The sequence below is a fragment of the Paenibacillus sp. GCM10028914 genome, assembly GCF_042666275.1.
In the GTDB taxonomy this organism is placed as follows: Bacteria; Bacillota; Bacilli; order Paenibacillales; family Paenibacillaceae; genus Paenibacillus_AQ.
In genome coordinates this window covers 122,696-138,925 of the sequence record NZ_JBHTFO010000012.1, presented here as the reverse complement: position 1 = coordinate 138,925, position 16,230 = coordinate 122,696, and the positions used below count along the sequence as shown (strand labels likewise).

Genomic DNA, 16,230 nt, shown 5'->3' with positions numbered 1-16,230 from the left:
TTGATATGTTCTCTCGGGAAAAAGATAATGAAGATGTTTGTTGACATGTTCTAAGAATCTATCTAAGATACAATATATACCCCTATGGGTAATTTGGGGTGATAACAAATAGTAAGATGAGTGCTGCGTTAAGGAGGGAATTATTTGAGTGCCATAGCTTTAGGTCCACTGGTTATCCGGGCAGACATTTTGGTGTTTCTAATATCCGCTATCACTGGTTTCATTGTTCTTAAAATGCGTCTTCGTGGCCGGGAAGAATCAGGCTGGATTATGGATACTTATGTTAACGCATTGATCATCGGATTTGTTGTATGGAAATTTAGTATTATCATATTTGATCCCGTACGAACGATTCAAAATCCATTATCACTGCTGTATTTTACAGGTGGCGATAAAGGAATACTGCTTGGTACCGCGTTAGCCTTGTTATATATTGGGATTCGATTGAACAAGAAACGGTCGTGGGTCATTCCCTTAGCGAAGGCATCGCTATTAGCTTTTGTAACCACAAGCTTTATAAAATACATCTTATTATGGCTATTGGATGATGCGTTGGGTATGATTGGCGTTATGTACATACTGTTCCATGGATTCTTTTCTGTATGGGTTTGGATGAAATACGATGCATCCATTCGCGTATTCGGGTCATTTATTTTGTGGTACAGCATCGGCTCTGTATTCATTCCTTTTTTTGACCAGGACCGATACGCTGTCGTGGCAGGATTTTCTGCTGTACAGATTGCCTTCGGCATTATAGCCATTGCCGTCTTGATTGTGGATATGATCATTGGCAAACCCCAACAACACAAAAACGGATGAATGATCTTTAACAATGTGAGGGAGGCAATGTCTATGAGAAAAAACTGGATTGCTATTTTGATATTACTAGGCTTGGTTTCCTGGGGCATATACGATTATGTCAACAAGAAAGATGCTAATCAGGTATCAGAGGACAATGGTAATAGAGATGTTGATCTATCGATCCCGGAAGGACTTAAGGTTGGAAACAGGGCGCCTGAGTTTACGCTTCAAACGTCTGATGGACAGTTGGTGAACCTTTCGGATTATCGTGGACAGACGGTTTTGCTGAATTTCTGGGCCTCTTGGTGCCCCCCTTGTAAAATCGAAATGCCTTATATGCAGGATTTTTATGAGGAATACAAGGATAAGAATACGGTTGTATTGGCGGTAAATATGACACATTTGGAGAAAAACTCAGATGATGTGGAAGCATTTCTTAATGAGGTAGGTGTTACTTTTCCGACGGTGTATGATCACAAAGGACAGGTGACGGATGAGTATCAAATCATTGCATACCCTACAACATATGTACTGAATTCACAAGGGATCATTACAGACCGATTTCAGGGAGCTATTGATCATAACATCATGATCAAAGCCTATGAGAAATCTCGTTAACGCTGTTCATATACATAAAGTAATCTGTAAAAAGTAGACATTTATATCTGTCAGGAACTCACCTAGTGGAATAGAATGAATCAATTCGATGGGTGAGGAGGATGAACGGTGCATAACATTTATCCACTTTCAGTAGATACATGTAAGCCTTATATTGGTCGTCAGGTTTGTGCGGTACTCCATGATGGTAGACATATAACAGGAACCCTTAAAGGCGTAAGTGAAAGAGGACTGGAGTTTGAAGAAGGATATCCGAGTGCTTTTATATTGTCGACTAAGCCAGCTAAGGCTAAGAAACAGATAAACTCAATGATAAAGAAAGCAGAAACCTCTGCTTTTGGTCCAGGATACGGATACGGGTATGGTTTTGGATATCCAGGAGCCGCATTGGCGTGGGCGTCTATAGCGTTGTTGTTCCTAATACCATTCGCATTTATATAAAAAACAATATCAATTATTCAGCAGCTCTGATCTAGAGCTGCTTTTTTTACTATAAAAATAACTTGATATACGAATTTGAGACTATAGACCGACCCCTAATAGGTGACTCATTCCTGAATTGAATCTAAAGATTCATTGTGAATTTTGTTGTCTAAAATTTAAAATAGAAAAATGTGGTTACAACAATTCAAAGTGTGGTTAATAGTTTATTAGTCGAAGTCTGCATCCTAAATTTCGTAATATTTAGGATAATAAAGAGAAGGAGCGTTTTTGTATGTCTAATCGTATTTTGGTTACGCCTGAGAAAATCGATCTGGTATCACAACAATTTGCTCAGTCTGGTCAGCAGAGCAGCCAGATTGTCCAGCGACTTCAACAGTGTATACAGCAAATGGAGGGGCAATGGGAAGGAATAACCCGTGAAAGGTTTTACGGAGAATACCAGCAGGCGCGGGTCACTATGAATAAATTTGTAGAATGCTTACATACGGTGTCAACAGAACTTAAACAGATTTCTGTGAAATTTAAAAGTACCGATGAATCCATCACGGGTTCTGCTGCAGGGGCATCGATATCGAGTAGTGGGTTTTTTGCTGGAGCAGGTGCTGGAGTTATAGCAGCCGGAGCAGGAGCTGCGGGTGCTGCAGGAGCTCTGGATACAGCGAAGGTAAAGGATAATAAAAGCTTGATGGATAAAATGATTGATGGTGTTGAGGTCAGTGGCAGTGTGGTTGAACATGAAGAGAATGGACTCTATGTAAAAGCGATTTCTGGTGAAGCTGGAGCCGGTCTGACCTCTGGAGCGCACGCGGAAGCTACCATCGTAGAAGGTGGATACTCCAATGATTATGTAGAGGGTTCCGTTAGCGTGGGTAAGGCAGAAGTAGAGGCAGCAATAAAAGACGGCAATTTAAGTGTTGGAGCGGAAGCTACGCTCAATAAATACGAAGGCGGAGTGAAAATCCCATTGCCTTTCACGGATAAAGAACTGAATATTGGCGGATCTGCTTCTCTTGGTGTAGTTGGTGGATCAGCTGAGATTGGGAAGAGTGGAGTGAAATTCCATATTCCACTCGGACCGGGTGCGAGTCTAGTTGGTGTTGGTGGCAGTGTAACAATAGAGTGAGCATTGTTTATACAGAGAGGAGTATGAAGTTTGAGCGATAAACAGACCAGGTTTAAGCAGATTATGATCGCCATTGCCATCGTTGGTGTTCTAGGCTCTATTATTCCGAACCTACTGGATTCCAGTTCAACGACAGCGGAGAAAGCGGTTGTTAGTATTACCTTCCTTATCTGTATCCCGCTCGTCGTTACGGCCGTATATTTTGTTGGAAAGAAAATGATGAAAGGATGATTGTACTTGGAACCCATACAAAAAGAATTATTACCGATCGGATCGGTCGTGAAATTTAAAGACTGGGATCAAACGTTAATGATCTATGGCAGAATGCAGAATGATTCTAAGACTCTCAAGAGATGGGACTATGTTGCATGCTTTTATCCTCATGGGAACTTAACGAAGGATTCAAATATCTTTTTTAACCATAAGGATATAACTGAACTGGTATTTAAAGGATACATAAATGATGAGGAGATTTCATTTCGTGATGCATTAATTGAAGGAATTGCAAAAACGGAGCAGGCTCGCTAATTCTAGTGAATGTATCCACCCTATAATACACCGTAGTTCCTTATTAGGTATGAGTAGGCTGTCTCTTAAACAGATGATTCTGTTTAAGGGACAGTTTTTTATTAGTTTAATACGTGTGATAAATCATTGCCTAATGGTTTTATGTGAAGTAAACTCAAAGAAAGAAAAACAAAAGAAAACAAACGTTGAAGATAATTGAAAATGTTTGTTATTTGGAGGCGGATAATATGCAAACGGCATTGCTTCACCCAGCAGATCAATTATTGATGATGATGGAACGGATTTATGGTTATGGAATGACGACGACATCGGGAGGTAATTTATCCATTAAGGATGAGAATGGGGATATTTGGATCACGCCTGCTGGAGTTGATAAGGGAGCATTAACCAGAAGCGACATCGTATGTGTTAAAGCAGATGGAAGCGTTTCAGGTCATCATAAACCTTCAAGTGAGTATCCATTTCATCGTTTGATTTATACTACACGTCCTGATTTAAAGGCCGTTGTACATGCACATCCGCCAGCGTTAGTATCATTTAGTATTGTAAGAAAAATTCCGAACACAAAACTCCTTCCCAACGAGGAACTTATTGTTGGTGAAGTAGGAATTGCAGAATATGCGCTCCCAGGAAGTGAAAAGCTTGGTGAGAATATAGCTGCCGTATTTGGGAAAGGCATTAACAGCGTGATGCTCGAGAATCATGGTGTTGTTGTAGGCGGTACCAATTTGTTTGAAGCTTTCAGGGCATTTGAAACATTGGAATTCTGTGCAAGACTCCAGATTAATGCGAATCGGATCGGTACCCCGATTACGCTGAAAGCAGTTAATAGAGATAAACCGCAGGTGACAATGGAGGAGTTTCAAGCAGAGAGTTACACGACGGAGGAACGTGAAATACGGAGAGAAATGTGCTTGCTTATATCGAGAGCGTATGATCAGAGCTTATTCACCAGCACTCAAGGAACTTTCTCTCAGCGTATGTCAGATGGATCTTTTGTGATTACTCCTTATGGAGATGATCGGAAGTATTTACAGCCAAGTGACTTGGTTCGTGTTCAAGAGGGCCGACATGAGGCAGGTAAAATCCCAAGCCGTTCGGTTCAATTTCATGATCTAATCTATAAAACACAACCGCATGTCAAATCAATTATTATTGCACATCCGCCGAACATTATGGCATTTGCTGTGACTGATACAGACTTTGACTCACGTACTATTCCAGAAAGTTATATTTTGCTTAGAGATATGCCAAAGCTTCCATTTGGTATGGTTGTCCATCAAGCTGAAGAAGCCGCAGCATACTTCAAGAAAAACACACCGCTAGCAATAGCCGAAAATGACTGCGTTATCGTGACAGGTTCATCTTTGCTTAATGCGTTTGATAGGCTTGAAGTAGCAGAATACAGCGCCAAAGCATTTATAGATACATTCGTATTAGGTCAGGTACAGCATATCGATGATGCAAAGATTGAAGATCTTAAAGTAGCCTTTAACTTGGATTAGGCATATTTGAAACAAAATAATTGAATAAGATTAAAATTATGCCCGTTTATTTTTGAAATAAGTGTATTCAATCATAAACGGGCATGTTATTATGTTTTTAATTGGTATAATCCAAAATTATCCGATCTCGGAAGGAGACTGTTTCATGGTTCAAAGTTTGTGGGACAAAACAAAAGCTGATCAGGCGAATAACACCTTGGATGAACTCGTATATCGCTCTAATATTATTGGTGCAGACCGCCGTGTTTGTAACTGGGGCGGTGGTAACACATCTAGCAAAACAACAGTGAAGGATTTCCGCGGACGTGATGTGGAAGTAATGTATGTTAAAGGAAGCGGATCAGACCTTGCTTCGATGAAAGCGGGCAATTTCACCGGGCTTCGGATGGATGATATCAGACCGCTGTTTGAACGTGATGCCATGCCGGACGAAGAGATGGTAGCGTACCTGGCACACTGTATGATTGATGCAAAAGATCCAAGAGCCTCCATTGAAACCTTACTCCATGCCTTCCTTCCGTTTAAACATGTCGATCATACGCATCCCGATTCTATTATCAGCCTGTGCTGTGCAGACAACGGTAGAGAATTAGCTGAGGAAATCTTTGGTGACCGTTATGTATGGGTTCCGTATGTAAGACCGGGCTTCACATTGTCAAAAATGATTGCTGAAGGTGTTCTGAGTAACCCGAATGCTGAACTGGTTCTTATGGAGAAACACGGACTTGTAACATGGGGGGATACATCAGAAGCATGCTATGCCCAAACGATCAAGATCATTAGTGAAGCAGAAGCTTTTATTGAAAGTAAATTTAAACAGGATCAATTATTTGGTGGTGTGAAGCATAAAGCCCTTCCTGAGGAAGTCCGCAAACGTATTGCTGCAGAGGTGATGCCATCGGTTCGGGGTGCAGTCAGCGACGTGAAGAAAATGATTCTATCCTTCGATGATGAGGAAGATATCCTGGCCTTTGTTGGTGGAAGAGATTCTGCTGAATTATCACAAGTGGGTGCAGCATGCCCAGATCATCTCGTACATACCAAAATGGTGCCTCTCTTTATTGATTGGACCCCTGATGCCGACGATGTGGAAGGTCTGAAGGAGAAGCTTCAAGAAGGCATTTCTTCATATAAAGAACAATATCAAGCTTATTTCGACCGTAACAAGCATGAGGGAGATGTGATGTTTGAAGCTGCTCCTCGGGTAATACTGATTCCAGGCGTGGGTATGATCAACTCAGGAAAAAGTTGGTCGAACTCGAAAGTGAGTGGAGCGCTCTATCACCGGGCGATAGCGGTTATGCGTGGAGCAACGGCACTTGGGAAGTTCGTCTCACTGAGCGAGAACGAATCTTATAATGTAGAATATTGGCCTTTGGAGCTGTATAAATTGACCTTGGCACCGAAGGAAGCTGAATTTTCCCGTCAAGTTGCCTTTATTACCGGGGGAGCCGGTGGCATTGGTAGTGAGACAGCACGCCGACTCGTATCTGACGGAGCGCATGTTGTGCTTGCTGACCTGAATCTTGAAGGTGCAGAGAAGGTAGCAGAAGAAATTAATGAGAAGTACGGTGAAAACCGGGCTATCGCTGTTAAAATGGATGTGACAGATGAAGAAGCGGTATACTCGGCTTATCAGGCATCTTCTATTACGTATGGTGGTGTCGACATCATCGTCAACAATGCAGGCTTGGCAACATCCAGCCCATTTGATGAAACAACACTGAAAGAATGGAACCTCAATATGAACGTTCTCGGAACGGGCTATTTCCTGGTGGCACGTGAAGCGTTCAAGATTATGAAGCAGCAAAGTATTGGAGGCAGCATGGTATTTGTTGGTTCTAAAAACTCTGTCTATGCAGGAAAGAATGCGTCTGCGTACAGCTCTGTGAAAGCACTGGAAGCACATTTGGCGCGCTGCATTGCAGCCGAAGGCGGCCAATTCGGTATTCGTGTTAATACAGTTCTTCCAGATGCGATCCTGCAAGGCTCTGCAATCTGGAATTCTAATTGGCGTAATGAACGCGCTGCTGCTTACGGTATTGAGCCGGATGAGCTTGAAGAATATTACCGTAAGCGGACAACACTGCTTGTTAATATCTATCCAAGAGATATTGCAGAAGGCATCGCATTCTTTGCCTCCTCGCGTTCCGAAAAGACGACAGGCTGTATGCTTACGATTGACGGAGGGGTCCCTGCAGCATTCACTCGATAAAAACCAATATTTGAATGAAAGAGGTTTAATAACTTCCTTTCTCGAAATGGTTAAGAATGTTAGGTTGATAAGGCATTCAATAGGAGTTAAAGTATATGAACCATAACAAAAGACAGAGTGACTTGTGACTTATGAAGGAATTCGTCAAATCATTAATTTGACTCCAAAAATATTATAGTAAGGGTGTAGAGATTTATGTTGGTTGCGGAACGTTATGAAAAAATTGTACAGTTGGTCAACGAAAGAGGAAGTATCCGGGTAACCGAGTTAAGTGAGATTTGCGGGGTGACGGAGGAGACCATTCGCCGGGATTTAGACCGTCTAGAGGATTCAAAACGTCTTCGCCGTTCTCACGGAGGCGCGGTTAGTGTTAAAGATCAACCTTTTTCATGGCGTTCACAACCTGAAGTCCCTTTTACAGAACGTGAGATTATGCACTCCGAAGAGAAGCAACGGATTGCTGAAGAAGCTGTAAAGCTGATTGAGCCGAATCAACGGATTTTACTGGATGCAAGCTCCACTGCATGGTATATGGCACGTCTGATCCCTGATTATCCTTTAACGGTATTGACCAATTCTATCAAAGTTGCGGCTGAGCTTGCCGGTAAGGAGAAGATTGAGGTCATTACCACCGGTGGCATAATGGCACATCGTTCATTATCTTTTGTGGGGCCGTTAGCTGAACGCTCATTGGATTCATATCATGTGGATAAAGCATTTTTATCTTTTAAAGGGATTCATTTAAAGAGAGGGCTTAGCGAATCCAACGAGCTTCAAGCGAGAATTAAACATAAAATGATCGGAATGGCGGATCAGGTAATCCTTCTAGCAGATGCAAGTAAATTCGGTGTGCAAGCTTTTACTCAAGTAGCGGATCTTGAACGTGTTGAAACAATTATTACCGATCAGCGTCTTTCGTCAGAAGATGCAGAACCATATATCAAGCGAGGGATCAAGGTGATCTCCGTTTAGAATGAACCTCTACCCCCGGTTACGGGGGTTCTTTTTAACCATTGTGTAAACGCTACCGACAATCTATTTTTTCTTAAAATGTAATGTCTAACTGAAAAGTAAGCGGGGTGCTACTTATGAAGATATCCTTGTTTGTAACATGTTTAAGTGATGCATTGTTTCCTCGAGTATCTGAGGCAATGGTTCGGCTCTTGGCACGTTATGGTGTAAGACTGGAGTTCCCTGATATTCAGACTTGCTGTGGACAGCCTGCCTACAATAGCGGTTATTGGGATGAGGCGCGGAAAAGTGCGAAGACCATCCTGGATGCCTTTGAGGATAGTGACTTTGTCGTTTCTCCTTCTGGTTCCTGCACTTATATGATCCATCACTATACAGATTTGTTTAAGGAAGATCCTATTTATTTGAAAAAGGCCAAGGATTTACAACAGAAAACTTATGAATTCACACAGTTTCTCGTCAAAGTTCTTGGTGTAACTCATCTTGGGGCGACATTTCCACATAAAGTAACTTATCATCCATCCTGTCATGGCAGTCGTCTGTTAGGAATTAAGGACGAACCGATGGAGCTACTCCAGCAGGTTAAGGGGCTTGAATTTGTACCGTTGCCTTTTGCAGAAGACTGCTGTGGCTTTGGCGGTACTTTCGCTGTTAAGATGGCGGATATTTCAGGAGCTATGGTTACTGAGAAAGCAGATCATGTCGTTGAGACTGAAGCATCTGTATTGGTCGGTCTTGATATGGCGTGCTTAATGAATATTGCTGGGAACCTCAGGTATCGCGGTGAGCAAGTAAGGGTAATGCATTTAGCCGAGCTTCTATATGAAGGGGTGAAGGCATGAGTGGAGCAGGTTCGAAAAAAATGAATGTCAAAGAACGTTCTCGTCTGGCACTAAACAATGATTTCTTGCGAAGTGCTGTACGATTTACAACCGAAAGGCTGCGGAATGGAAAATTACAGGCATCCTCAGATCACGGAAACTGGGATACATGGCGAGAACGTGGACGACAAATTCGGCTGCATACGATTGCTAATCTTGATTATTACTTGAATCTTTTCGCAGATAACGCCCGAGCTAATGGGGTTCATGTTCATTTTGCTGATACTGCAGAAGAAGCTGTGGACATATCGCTCCAGATTGCTGAACGGAAGTCGGCTAAATCGGTCGTGAAATCAAAGTCCATGGTATCAGAAGAATTGCATCTCAATAAGGCACTTGAATCGATTGGCGTGGAAGCTATCGAAACGGATTTAGGAGAGTATATTATTCAACTTGCCGACGAGACCCCTTCGCATATCATCATTCCTGCTATTCACAAGAATCGTTATCAGATCGCGGATTTGTTATCGAAGGAGGCGGGAGAAACTCTTCCGCCAGATACATCCATCTTGGCGGGATTCGTGAGAAATAAACTCAGAGAGAAATTTCTGGACGCGGATATTGGAATGACAGGCTGTAATTTTGCAATCGCCGAAACGGGTTCAATGGTCTTGTTCGAAAATGAAGGCAACGGTCGAATGGTAACTACTCTGCCTAAGACACAAATTACACTGATGGGAATGGAACGGATTATTCCATCCTGGTCCGATCTTGAAGTTATGGCAACGTTACTTCCTCGTTCAGCAACTGGTCAGAAATTGACAGTATACATGTCCGGAATTACGGGACCACGAAGAGAGCAAGATGGAGACGGTCCAGAGGAAATGCATATCATCATCATTGATAATGGGCGTTCACTGCAGCTTGGAGATCCTGAGTTCCAAGAGCTTCTTAACTGTATTCGCTGCGGCGCCTGTCTTAATGCATGTCCTGTCTACCGTCAGATTGGGGGACACGCATATGGAGGCACTTACAGTGGTCCAATTGGAGCAGTTCTTACGCCAGCACTGAAGAAGAATGTCGCCGAATGGGATGATATCGCGAATGCTTCAAGTCTATGTGGTGCTTGTTATGAAGCTTGTCCTGTGAAAATCCCTCTCCACGATATGCTAGTATCTCTACGTCGGCGCAAAGTAGAGGCGGGAAGAGGGAATAGACTAGAGGGAGCTGGAATGACGGGTTTTGCTGCGGTAATGGGGAATTCTAAACGCTTTAGAGCAGTGGTAAGAATCGGAAAGATTGGTCAGAAGCTAGTTGTTCGCGATGGAGAAATCCGAACGAAAGTCGGACCGCTAAAAGGCTGGAACTCGTACCGTGTTACACCAAGTTTGCCTAAAGAGTCTTTTCGGGATCAGTGGCCAACACTTGAGCAAGAGATTAGACATGGAATGAAGGAAATGGAAGCGGGAACAGTTAAGAGGCTGAAGCAAATCTTAGATGACAGAGGAAAGGGTGGCGGGCAGCATGAGTAAACAACAATCTCATCAGGAGTGGCTTGCTGAGCTAGAGTTGAAGTCTAAGAAGAAGCAAGAATCATTTATGAATGGGATCGCAAGCAAGCTGAATAGGCCGCGTGTGCTTGAGAAGCCAGCTCACCCCTACCGTGGAGCTCCGGACTTCTGGAAAGAGTTTACATGGACTCCTGAAGAGCGTATGAATCAATTTACATTAAATATAGAAGCTGCAGGCGGTCATGTAGTTCATTTATCAGATATGGAGAATGTGAGACAGTTTATTACATCAAAAGCAGCAGAGATGAGAGCAAGCCGAATTATACGTCAAAATCAAGAAGAGCTTGCTTGGCTAAATCTGGAGAGTGATCTTCCAAATACTGAAATCACGGTATGGAGTGATACCGCTGAGACGAATTTGCGTTCTAAAGCAGCAGAAGCAGATTTCGGGATTGTTGTTGCAGACTATGCTGCAGCATATACGGGCTCAATGGTCGTTACGTCCTCTCCTACAAAAGGGAGATCTGTTAGTCTGCTGCCAACGGTACTTATTGCAATTATTCCTGTTGAACGGTTGATGACACGACTTGGAGAAATTCTGGTGCATTTCGATGGTAATGAAAATGAAAGACTCCCTGCCGGTATTCATTTCATATCGGGTCCTAGTCGCTCTGCCGATATTGAGAATGATTTAACGATTGGTGTTCATGGACCTGGTATTGTATACGCACTTATTGTAGATGACTTTAAACCAATCCCAAATCTTATTAAATAGGAATATATTCATCGAATAGCCTCTTTCTCATCCCTGTAATTTTAGGTTGTTTGAGAAAGAGGTTTGTTGATGGGTAGGGATTATTTCATTATGTGCAAATGAAGCCATCTATTTACCACGTCGTGTTAGTGTACCAAGTTCATCCCACTGTTCTGCAGTGATTTCGGCAAGTTCGTTAAATTGACCAGCACCTTGGAGCCATTCACCTCCATCAATTGTAATAACATCTCCATTAATGTAACCGGCGTAATCGGATATAAGGTAGGCGGCCAGATTGCCTAGTTCTTCTTTATCGCCTACTCGGGCAAGAGGTACACGATTGATCATCTTCTCCTCGAATTCCGGAGTAGGAGATAACCTGGACCATGCTCCTTCCGTTGGAAACGGCCCGGGCGCGATCGCGACATGCCGTATGCCGTACCGAGCCCACTCTACAGCAAGGGAGCGAGTTAAGGCGAGTACACCTGCTTTTGCGGCTGCAGAAGGGACAACATAACCGGATCCTGTTGAAGCATAGGTTGTGACGATATTAAGTACTGTTCCGGAAACACCTTGTTCAATCCAGCGCTTACCTATTTCTAACGTCATATAAAAGGTACCGTGAAGCACGATGTTCAGCACTGCATCTACGCCTCGATGGGACAGTCGTTCCGTAGGACTAATGAAATTACCCGCAGCATTGTTAACGAGGACGTTAATATTACCGAAATGCTGTTCAACCGCATCTACCAGCTTATGGACTTGATCTGGATCCCGAACATCACAGCTCTTGTAATATACTTCTTGTCCTAAGGTGCTCATTTCACCTGCTGCTGTCTTAAGCACGTCTTCGCGCCGTCCACAGATCGCAAGTCGAGCCCCCAGTTCTAGAAACTTCTCACCCATAGCACGGCCAAGCCCAGTAGCGCCTCCCGTAATCAGCACAGTTTTGTCTTTTAACAAATCTTTAGTAAACGGTCCCATTATTCATGCCCCCTCAGATCAATAAAACCATATTGACAATGGTATGAATGAAACGGATAATTATTTTATATTTATGTTTAATAACTGCAAAATGAGTTTTTTTATCCTTCCTTTGATTGTTTTGATGTATTATTATATGAAGCTAGATTAGATTAGAATAGCGGAGAGGGGATTATTACATGTATGTTATAGGATCGGCCTGTATAGATGAAAAGGCAGGGGAATGTGTCGATGTATGCCCTGTAGATTGCATTGAAGAAGGAGAAGACCAGTTCTATATCGACCCGGATATTTGTATTTCCTGCGGCGCTTGTGAAGCGGCTTGTCCGGTGACAGCAGTATTTTATATCGATGATTTGCCAGAAGAAGAGAAGCCGTATTACGAGAAGGCTGTTGAATATTATAAAAACAAATAATATATCGTATTATATTAAACACCCTTCCTGATAGATGCTGTTTATGTCCCAGCATATCTTATCCGGAAGGGTGTTTTTTTGTTTATTCGCATATTATTGAAAAGTTCGAATAATGTGAATCGCTATATTATCATAGATTCGTTCGAGAAGGTTAGGTTTCGTTGGTTGTTGTTCATCCGGGATGATTGGGATCTGTGCGAGAAGAGAGGTGTTAAGCTGATCAGCTAATTTTTCTCCACCACCTCGACCAAAAATATAATGTTTATTTCCCGAAGGGTCTTCGTAGAAAGACATGTTCTCCACAACCCCAATAATTCGGTGATTGGTCTGGAGTGCCATTAGCCCAGCACGTTCTGCAACGACCGCGGCAGTTGATTGCGGTGTTGTGACGATGATTTCTGAGCATTCTGGGATCATCTGATGAATAGCCAAAGCGATATCACCTGTTCCAGGCGGCAGGTCAATAAGCATGAAATCCAGTGAGCCCCACCTTACATCATTCAAGAAGCTGGACAGCATTCTTCCAAGGCGTGGACCCCGCCATAACACAGGATCATTCCCTTTTGTGAAAAATCCGGTAGAGATGACTTGGATTCCATTCATTATCAGAGGAGTAAGACGGTTGTTTGTAGGTTCCGGCTTCTCGTGAATTCCCATCATATCAGGAATGCTGAAGCCATAAATATCAGCATCAATGATCCCAACTCTCTTACCAGCTTTATGTAATGCTTTTGCGAGGTTCAAGGTAACAGTTGATTTTCCTACACCACCTTTCCCGCTTGCAACCGCAATGAAATTTACACCTGCAGCGATCATTGGACTTATAGGAAATGGATTTGGTGCAGCAGGTTTTTTAGCGGGCGTCTGCTGAGCTTGATTCATCTCTTGTGCCCTTGTAGTAATGCTATGCTTCTCCTCTTTCGTTACAATCTTGATCCGGATATGTATATCTGAAATACCGATGGTCCGAAGCAGCCCTTCAATCTGCTTTCTCAGAGTTTCTGTTGTACCTTCTGCTTGATCTTGTTCCGTTACGATAAGAGTCATAGCAGCCTTATTATCTTTCAGCATAACATCACGGATTAATCCTATCTGAATCAAGGGAAGGTTAAGATTGGGTTCTAGAATTCTTGTTATTTCACGTTCAAATATTTCTCTATTCATAAGTCACCTCTATGCTTCCTTCTTGAATATGGATTTTCTGTTCAGTGTAAAGAATGTGTGAGGGCTAGTCAACACGAGCTCACACGGGGATATTCTTGAAAAAAACTAAAACTATTATTTTCCACACAGATTCCACACAAAATGTGGTTATTAATATATAGCCTTGCTGAACAAGGTGAATTACGACTCTGAAGGGAGAACTAACAATGTCACATGAACAAATGCAAAAATGTATCGATGAATGTCTACGCTGTATGCAGGCTTGTAATCATTGTTATTCCGCCTGTCTAGAAGAAGAAGATATGAAGATGATGAAGGATTGCATTCGTCTTGATCGGGAGTGCGCTGATTTATGTGCGTTTGCAGCTCATGCGATGTCAATCAATAGCTCTTATGTCAAACAAATTTGTGAGGCATGTGCTGAAATATGCGAGAAATGCGGTAATGAGTGTAAGCAACATGATCACGAGCATTGTCAGCGCTGCGCTGAAGCATGTTTTAAATGTGCTGAAGCTTGCCGTGCAATGGCAGCTTAATATAGCAAATAATAGTAGGTCGAAAAAAACAGCCGACATATCCCGGCTGTTTTTTTGATATGTGATCTTAAGATATACACTATTTTTATTATAAAAATTACATTTTTGTCACTATGTCATTGACAAATCTAGCCAAAATATATTAACCTATGATAGGGTTACAAAAATTTAATGAATTTGCCGAATTTCGTTTTTGAAAACGGGGGAACCGATCCGGGTGAATTATTCTTGATGTAGAGGGAATATAGGGGACCTTCAGCCGAACCCTTAGCTAACTCCGTAGGCACCGAAGGGAGAAAGTGTTTTGAAGAAAGTCATACTATCATTGCTAGGGTCTGCACTTATTTTTTCTTCTGGCGCCTTCACAGCATATGCTGATCAGGCGAAGCTACAAAGTCAAGTAACTCAATTGGTTGGAACTCCTTATAAGTGGGGAGGAACGACTGAAAGCGGGTTTGATTGTTCCGGATTTATTTTGTACATTTTCAACAAATATGATCTGGATTTACCGCGCACTTCTGCTTCACAAGCTAAAGCTGGTGTTCATGTGGATCAAGATGATCTTCGACTCGGAGATTTAGTCTTCTTTAATACGAGTGGCAAGGGAATTTCTCATGCAGGAATTTATGTCGGAAATGATCAATTTGCACATGCTTCCACTAGTAGAGGTGTAAGAATCAGTAAGTTGTCTGAATCATACTATAAGAATCGTTATGTAACCGCTCGTCGAGTTATCAGTCAAGAAAATTATGCTCAGATGGTCGGAAGTGTAAATTAATAATTACAATAATAGAAGTCCGCGATGAATTCGTGGGCTTTTTGTTATATGATAGGATGTAAAGAAAGGCGATGAACTCGGAGGTCTTGAAAGCGATGTCATATCTATTTCAAAAAACGATTAACAATTGGAATGCTTGGGGAGCTGTCTATCAGTCCATAGAAGACTTCAGACCTCTAATAGAAAAGATATTTACCAATGAACACTTGCTCGGGGCGGAGCATATCTCTCATTTGAAGCCGGGGACCAATGCCGTGTTTAAAGTTGGAAGTTATGTGATTAAGATTTTCGCCCCAACCGAGTCGGGCCTAAACACAGATCAGGACTATACGGCCGAACAGGCTTCGATGCAAAGAGCGATTCATCAAGGCGTTCGTACGCCGTCCATTGTCGCTACTGGTGAAATCGTTGATAAATATGTATTTAAATATCTCATTATGGATTATATTGAGGGAGACAGTGCTGGTGATGTGTTAGGTTCATTTACAATGAAGCAGAAAAGTGTCTTTATAGAACGCTTGCAGCTTGATATGGAGAAGCTGAACACCGAACCGGATGAAGAGTTTAGTCCTGCGGTTATCATCGAGAGATCTGTTTATAATGAACGTTGGAATATCTTACTTCCAGAAGTAAGGTTACAGGTTGCAGAATTTTTGAATCGATATGAGATACAAACTTTCGTTCACGTACATGGTGATCTTACAGATGATAATGTGCTGATTGACTCGAATGAATTCATTTATATTATTGACTTTGCCGATAGTACTATTGCACCGATAGAGTATGAGTATCCTCCCATTATTTTTGAACTGCTGCGGTGTGACATCGAAGGAGTAGAACAGTTTATTAAAGGACTCAATATGAAGTATAATGAGTTTATTGAGCGATTATTTGCGGGAACGATGCTGCATGATTATGGAGCGAATTTCGTGAAATCAATCTATGAGAAGTATACAGAACAAGAGATCGGAAGTTTATCTGATATTTACGAGTTTAAGAGATTGATTCATAAGCATCTTATGCCGAATTCCCTGAGTACATAAATGTCATATGTCAGATA

At 42.2% G+C, this 16,230-nt stretch carries 18 protein-coding genes and 1 riboswitch; of the genes, 16 read left to right on the top strand and 2 right to left on the bottom strand.

Annotated elements, in window-relative coordinates; all coding sequences use genetic code 11:
- Positions 1–144 precede the first annotated feature (144 nt).
- From ACFQV5_RS10830 to ACFQV5_RS10775, 12 genes are all read left to right on the top strand, one after another.
- Positions 145–819, top strand: a complete 675-nt coding sequence (locus tag ACFQV5_RS10830; protein WP_379246555.1) for a hypothetical protein — start codon at positions 145–147, stop codon at positions 817–819.
- Between the two features lie 33 nt (positions 820–852).
- Positions 853–1,419, top strand: a complete 567-nt coding sequence (locus tag ACFQV5_RS10825; RefSeq protein ID WP_379246553.1) for a peroxiredoxin family protein — start codon at positions 853–855, stop codon at positions 1,417–1,419.
- Positions 1,420–1,527: 108 nt separating this feature from the next.
- Positions 1,528–1,860 carry an LSm family protein gene (locus tag ACFQV5_RS10820; protein ID WP_379246551.1) on the top strand — a complete coding sequence of 111 codons (333 nt, stop codon included), beginning with the start codon at positions 1,528–1,530 and terminating at the stop codon, positions 1,858–1,860.
- 274 nt (positions 1,861–2,134) lie between these two features.
- Positions 2,135–2,986 (top strand): WXG100 family type VII secretion target, encoded by an 852-nt coding sequence (locus ACFQV5_RS10815; RefSeq protein ID WP_379246549.1) that lies wholly within the window; start codon positions 2,135–2,137, stop codon positions 2,984–2,986.
- Between the two features lie 30 nt (positions 2,987–3,016).
- Positions 3,017–3,217 carry a hypothetical protein gene (locus ACFQV5_RS10810; protein WP_379246547.1) on the top strand — a complete coding sequence of 67 codons (201 nt, stop codon included), beginning with the start codon at positions 3,017–3,019 and terminating at the stop codon, positions 3,215–3,217.
- A 6-nt stretch (positions 3,218–3,223) separates the two neighbouring features.
- A complete protein-coding gene (locus ACFQV5_RS10805) occupies positions 3,224–3,514 on the top strand; it encodes a DUF4176 domain-containing protein (RefSeq protein WP_379246545.1) in 291 nt (96 codons plus the stop codon).
- Positions 3,515–3,741: 227 nt separating this feature from the next.
- Positions 3,742–5,019, top strand: a complete 1,278-nt coding sequence (locus ACFQV5_RS10800) for a class II aldolase/adducin family protein (RefSeq protein ID WP_379246543.1) — start codon at positions 3,742–3,744, stop codon at positions 5,017–5,019.
- A 145-nt stretch (positions 5,020–5,164) separates the two neighbouring features.
- A complete protein-coding gene (locus ACFQV5_RS10795; RefSeq protein ID WP_379246541.1) occupies positions 5,165–7,234 on the top strand; it encodes a bifunctional aldolase/short-chain dehydrogenase in 2,070 nt (689 codons plus the stop codon).
- Positions 7,235–7,429: 195 nt separating this feature from the next.
- On the top strand, positions 7,430–8,206 hold the full coding sequence (locus ACFQV5_RS10790; RefSeq protein ID WP_379246539.1) for a DeoR/GlpR family DNA-binding transcription regulator: 777 nt from the start codon (positions 7,430–7,432) through the stop codon (positions 8,204–8,206).
- A gap of 116 nt (positions 8,207–8,322) precedes the next feature.
- On the top strand, positions 8,323–9,048 hold the full coding sequence (locus ACFQV5_RS10785; RefSeq protein WP_379246537.1) for a (Fe-S)-binding protein: 726 nt from the start codon (positions 8,323–8,325) through the stop codon (positions 9,046–9,048).
- Entirely contained in the window at positions 9,045–10,559 is a 1,515-nt protein-coding gene (locus ACFQV5_RS10780; protein WP_379246535.1) for a LutB/LldF family L-lactate oxidation iron-sulfur protein, read from the top strand. Before ACFQV5_RS10785 ends, ACFQV5_RS10780 begins: the two co-directional genes overlap by 4 nt.
- Positions 10,552–11,313: a LutC/YkgG family protein gene (locus tag ACFQV5_RS10775; protein WP_379246533.1), complete on the top strand. Its 762-nt coding sequence runs from the start codon at positions 10,552–10,554 to the stop codon at positions 11,311–11,313. Before ACFQV5_RS10780 ends, ACFQV5_RS10775 begins: the two co-directional genes overlap by 8 nt.
- 108 nt (positions 11,314–11,421) lie before the next feature.
- Here ACFQV5_RS10775 and ACFQV5_RS10770 read toward each other — a convergent pair whose 3' ends face one another.
- Positions 11,422–12,276, bottom strand: coding sequence for an SDR family oxidoreductase (locus ACFQV5_RS10770; RefSeq protein ID WP_379246531.1), 855 nt, complete (start codon positions 12,274–12,276; stop codon positions 11,422–11,424).
- A 179-nt stretch (positions 12,277–12,455) separates the two neighbouring features.
- Here ACFQV5_RS10770 and ACFQV5_RS10765 point away from each other — a divergent pair, with 179 nt between their 5' ends.
- Positions 12,456–12,692 carry a ferredoxin family protein gene (locus ACFQV5_RS10765; protein ID WP_379246529.1) on the top strand — a complete coding sequence of 79 codons (237 nt, stop codon included), beginning with the start codon at positions 12,456–12,458 and terminating at the stop codon, positions 12,690–12,692.
- 93 nt (positions 12,693–12,785) lie between these two features.
- Here the strand turns inward: ACFQV5_RS10765 and ACFQV5_RS10760 are convergent, their stop codons facing one another.
- Positions 12,786–13,856, bottom strand: coding sequence for an Mrp/NBP35 family ATP-binding protein (locus ACFQV5_RS10760; protein WP_379246527.1), 1,071 nt, complete (start codon positions 13,854–13,856; stop codon positions 12,786–12,788).
- A 206-nt stretch (positions 13,857–14,062) separates the two neighbouring features.
- On the opposite strand from ACFQV5_RS10760, the gene ACFQV5_RS10755 reads away from it, so the two are divergent.
- From ACFQV5_RS10755 to ACFQV5_RS10745, 3 genes are all read left to right on the top strand, one after another.
- On the top strand, positions 14,063–14,392 hold the full coding sequence (locus ACFQV5_RS10755; RefSeq protein ID WP_379246525.1) for a four-helix bundle copper-binding protein: 330 nt from the start codon (positions 14,063–14,065) through the stop codon (positions 14,390–14,392).
- Positions 14,393–14,560: 168 nt separating this feature from the next.
- Positions 14,561–14,693, top strand: a riboswitch (cyclic di-AMP (ydaO/yuaA leader).
- A gap of 3 nt (positions 14,694–14,696) precedes the next feature.
- Positions 14,697–15,170 carry a C40 family peptidase gene (locus tag ACFQV5_RS10750; RefSeq protein WP_379246523.1) on the top strand — a complete coding sequence of 158 codons (474 nt, stop codon included), beginning with the start codon at positions 14,697–14,699 and terminating at the stop codon, positions 15,168–15,170.
- Positions 15,171–15,265: 95 nt separating this feature from the next.
- A complete protein-coding gene (locus ACFQV5_RS10745; protein WP_379246521.1) occupies positions 15,266–16,213 on the top strand; it encodes an aminoglycoside phosphotransferase family protein in 948 nt (315 codons plus the stop codon).
- Positions 16,214–16,230: the final 17 nt, after the last annotated feature.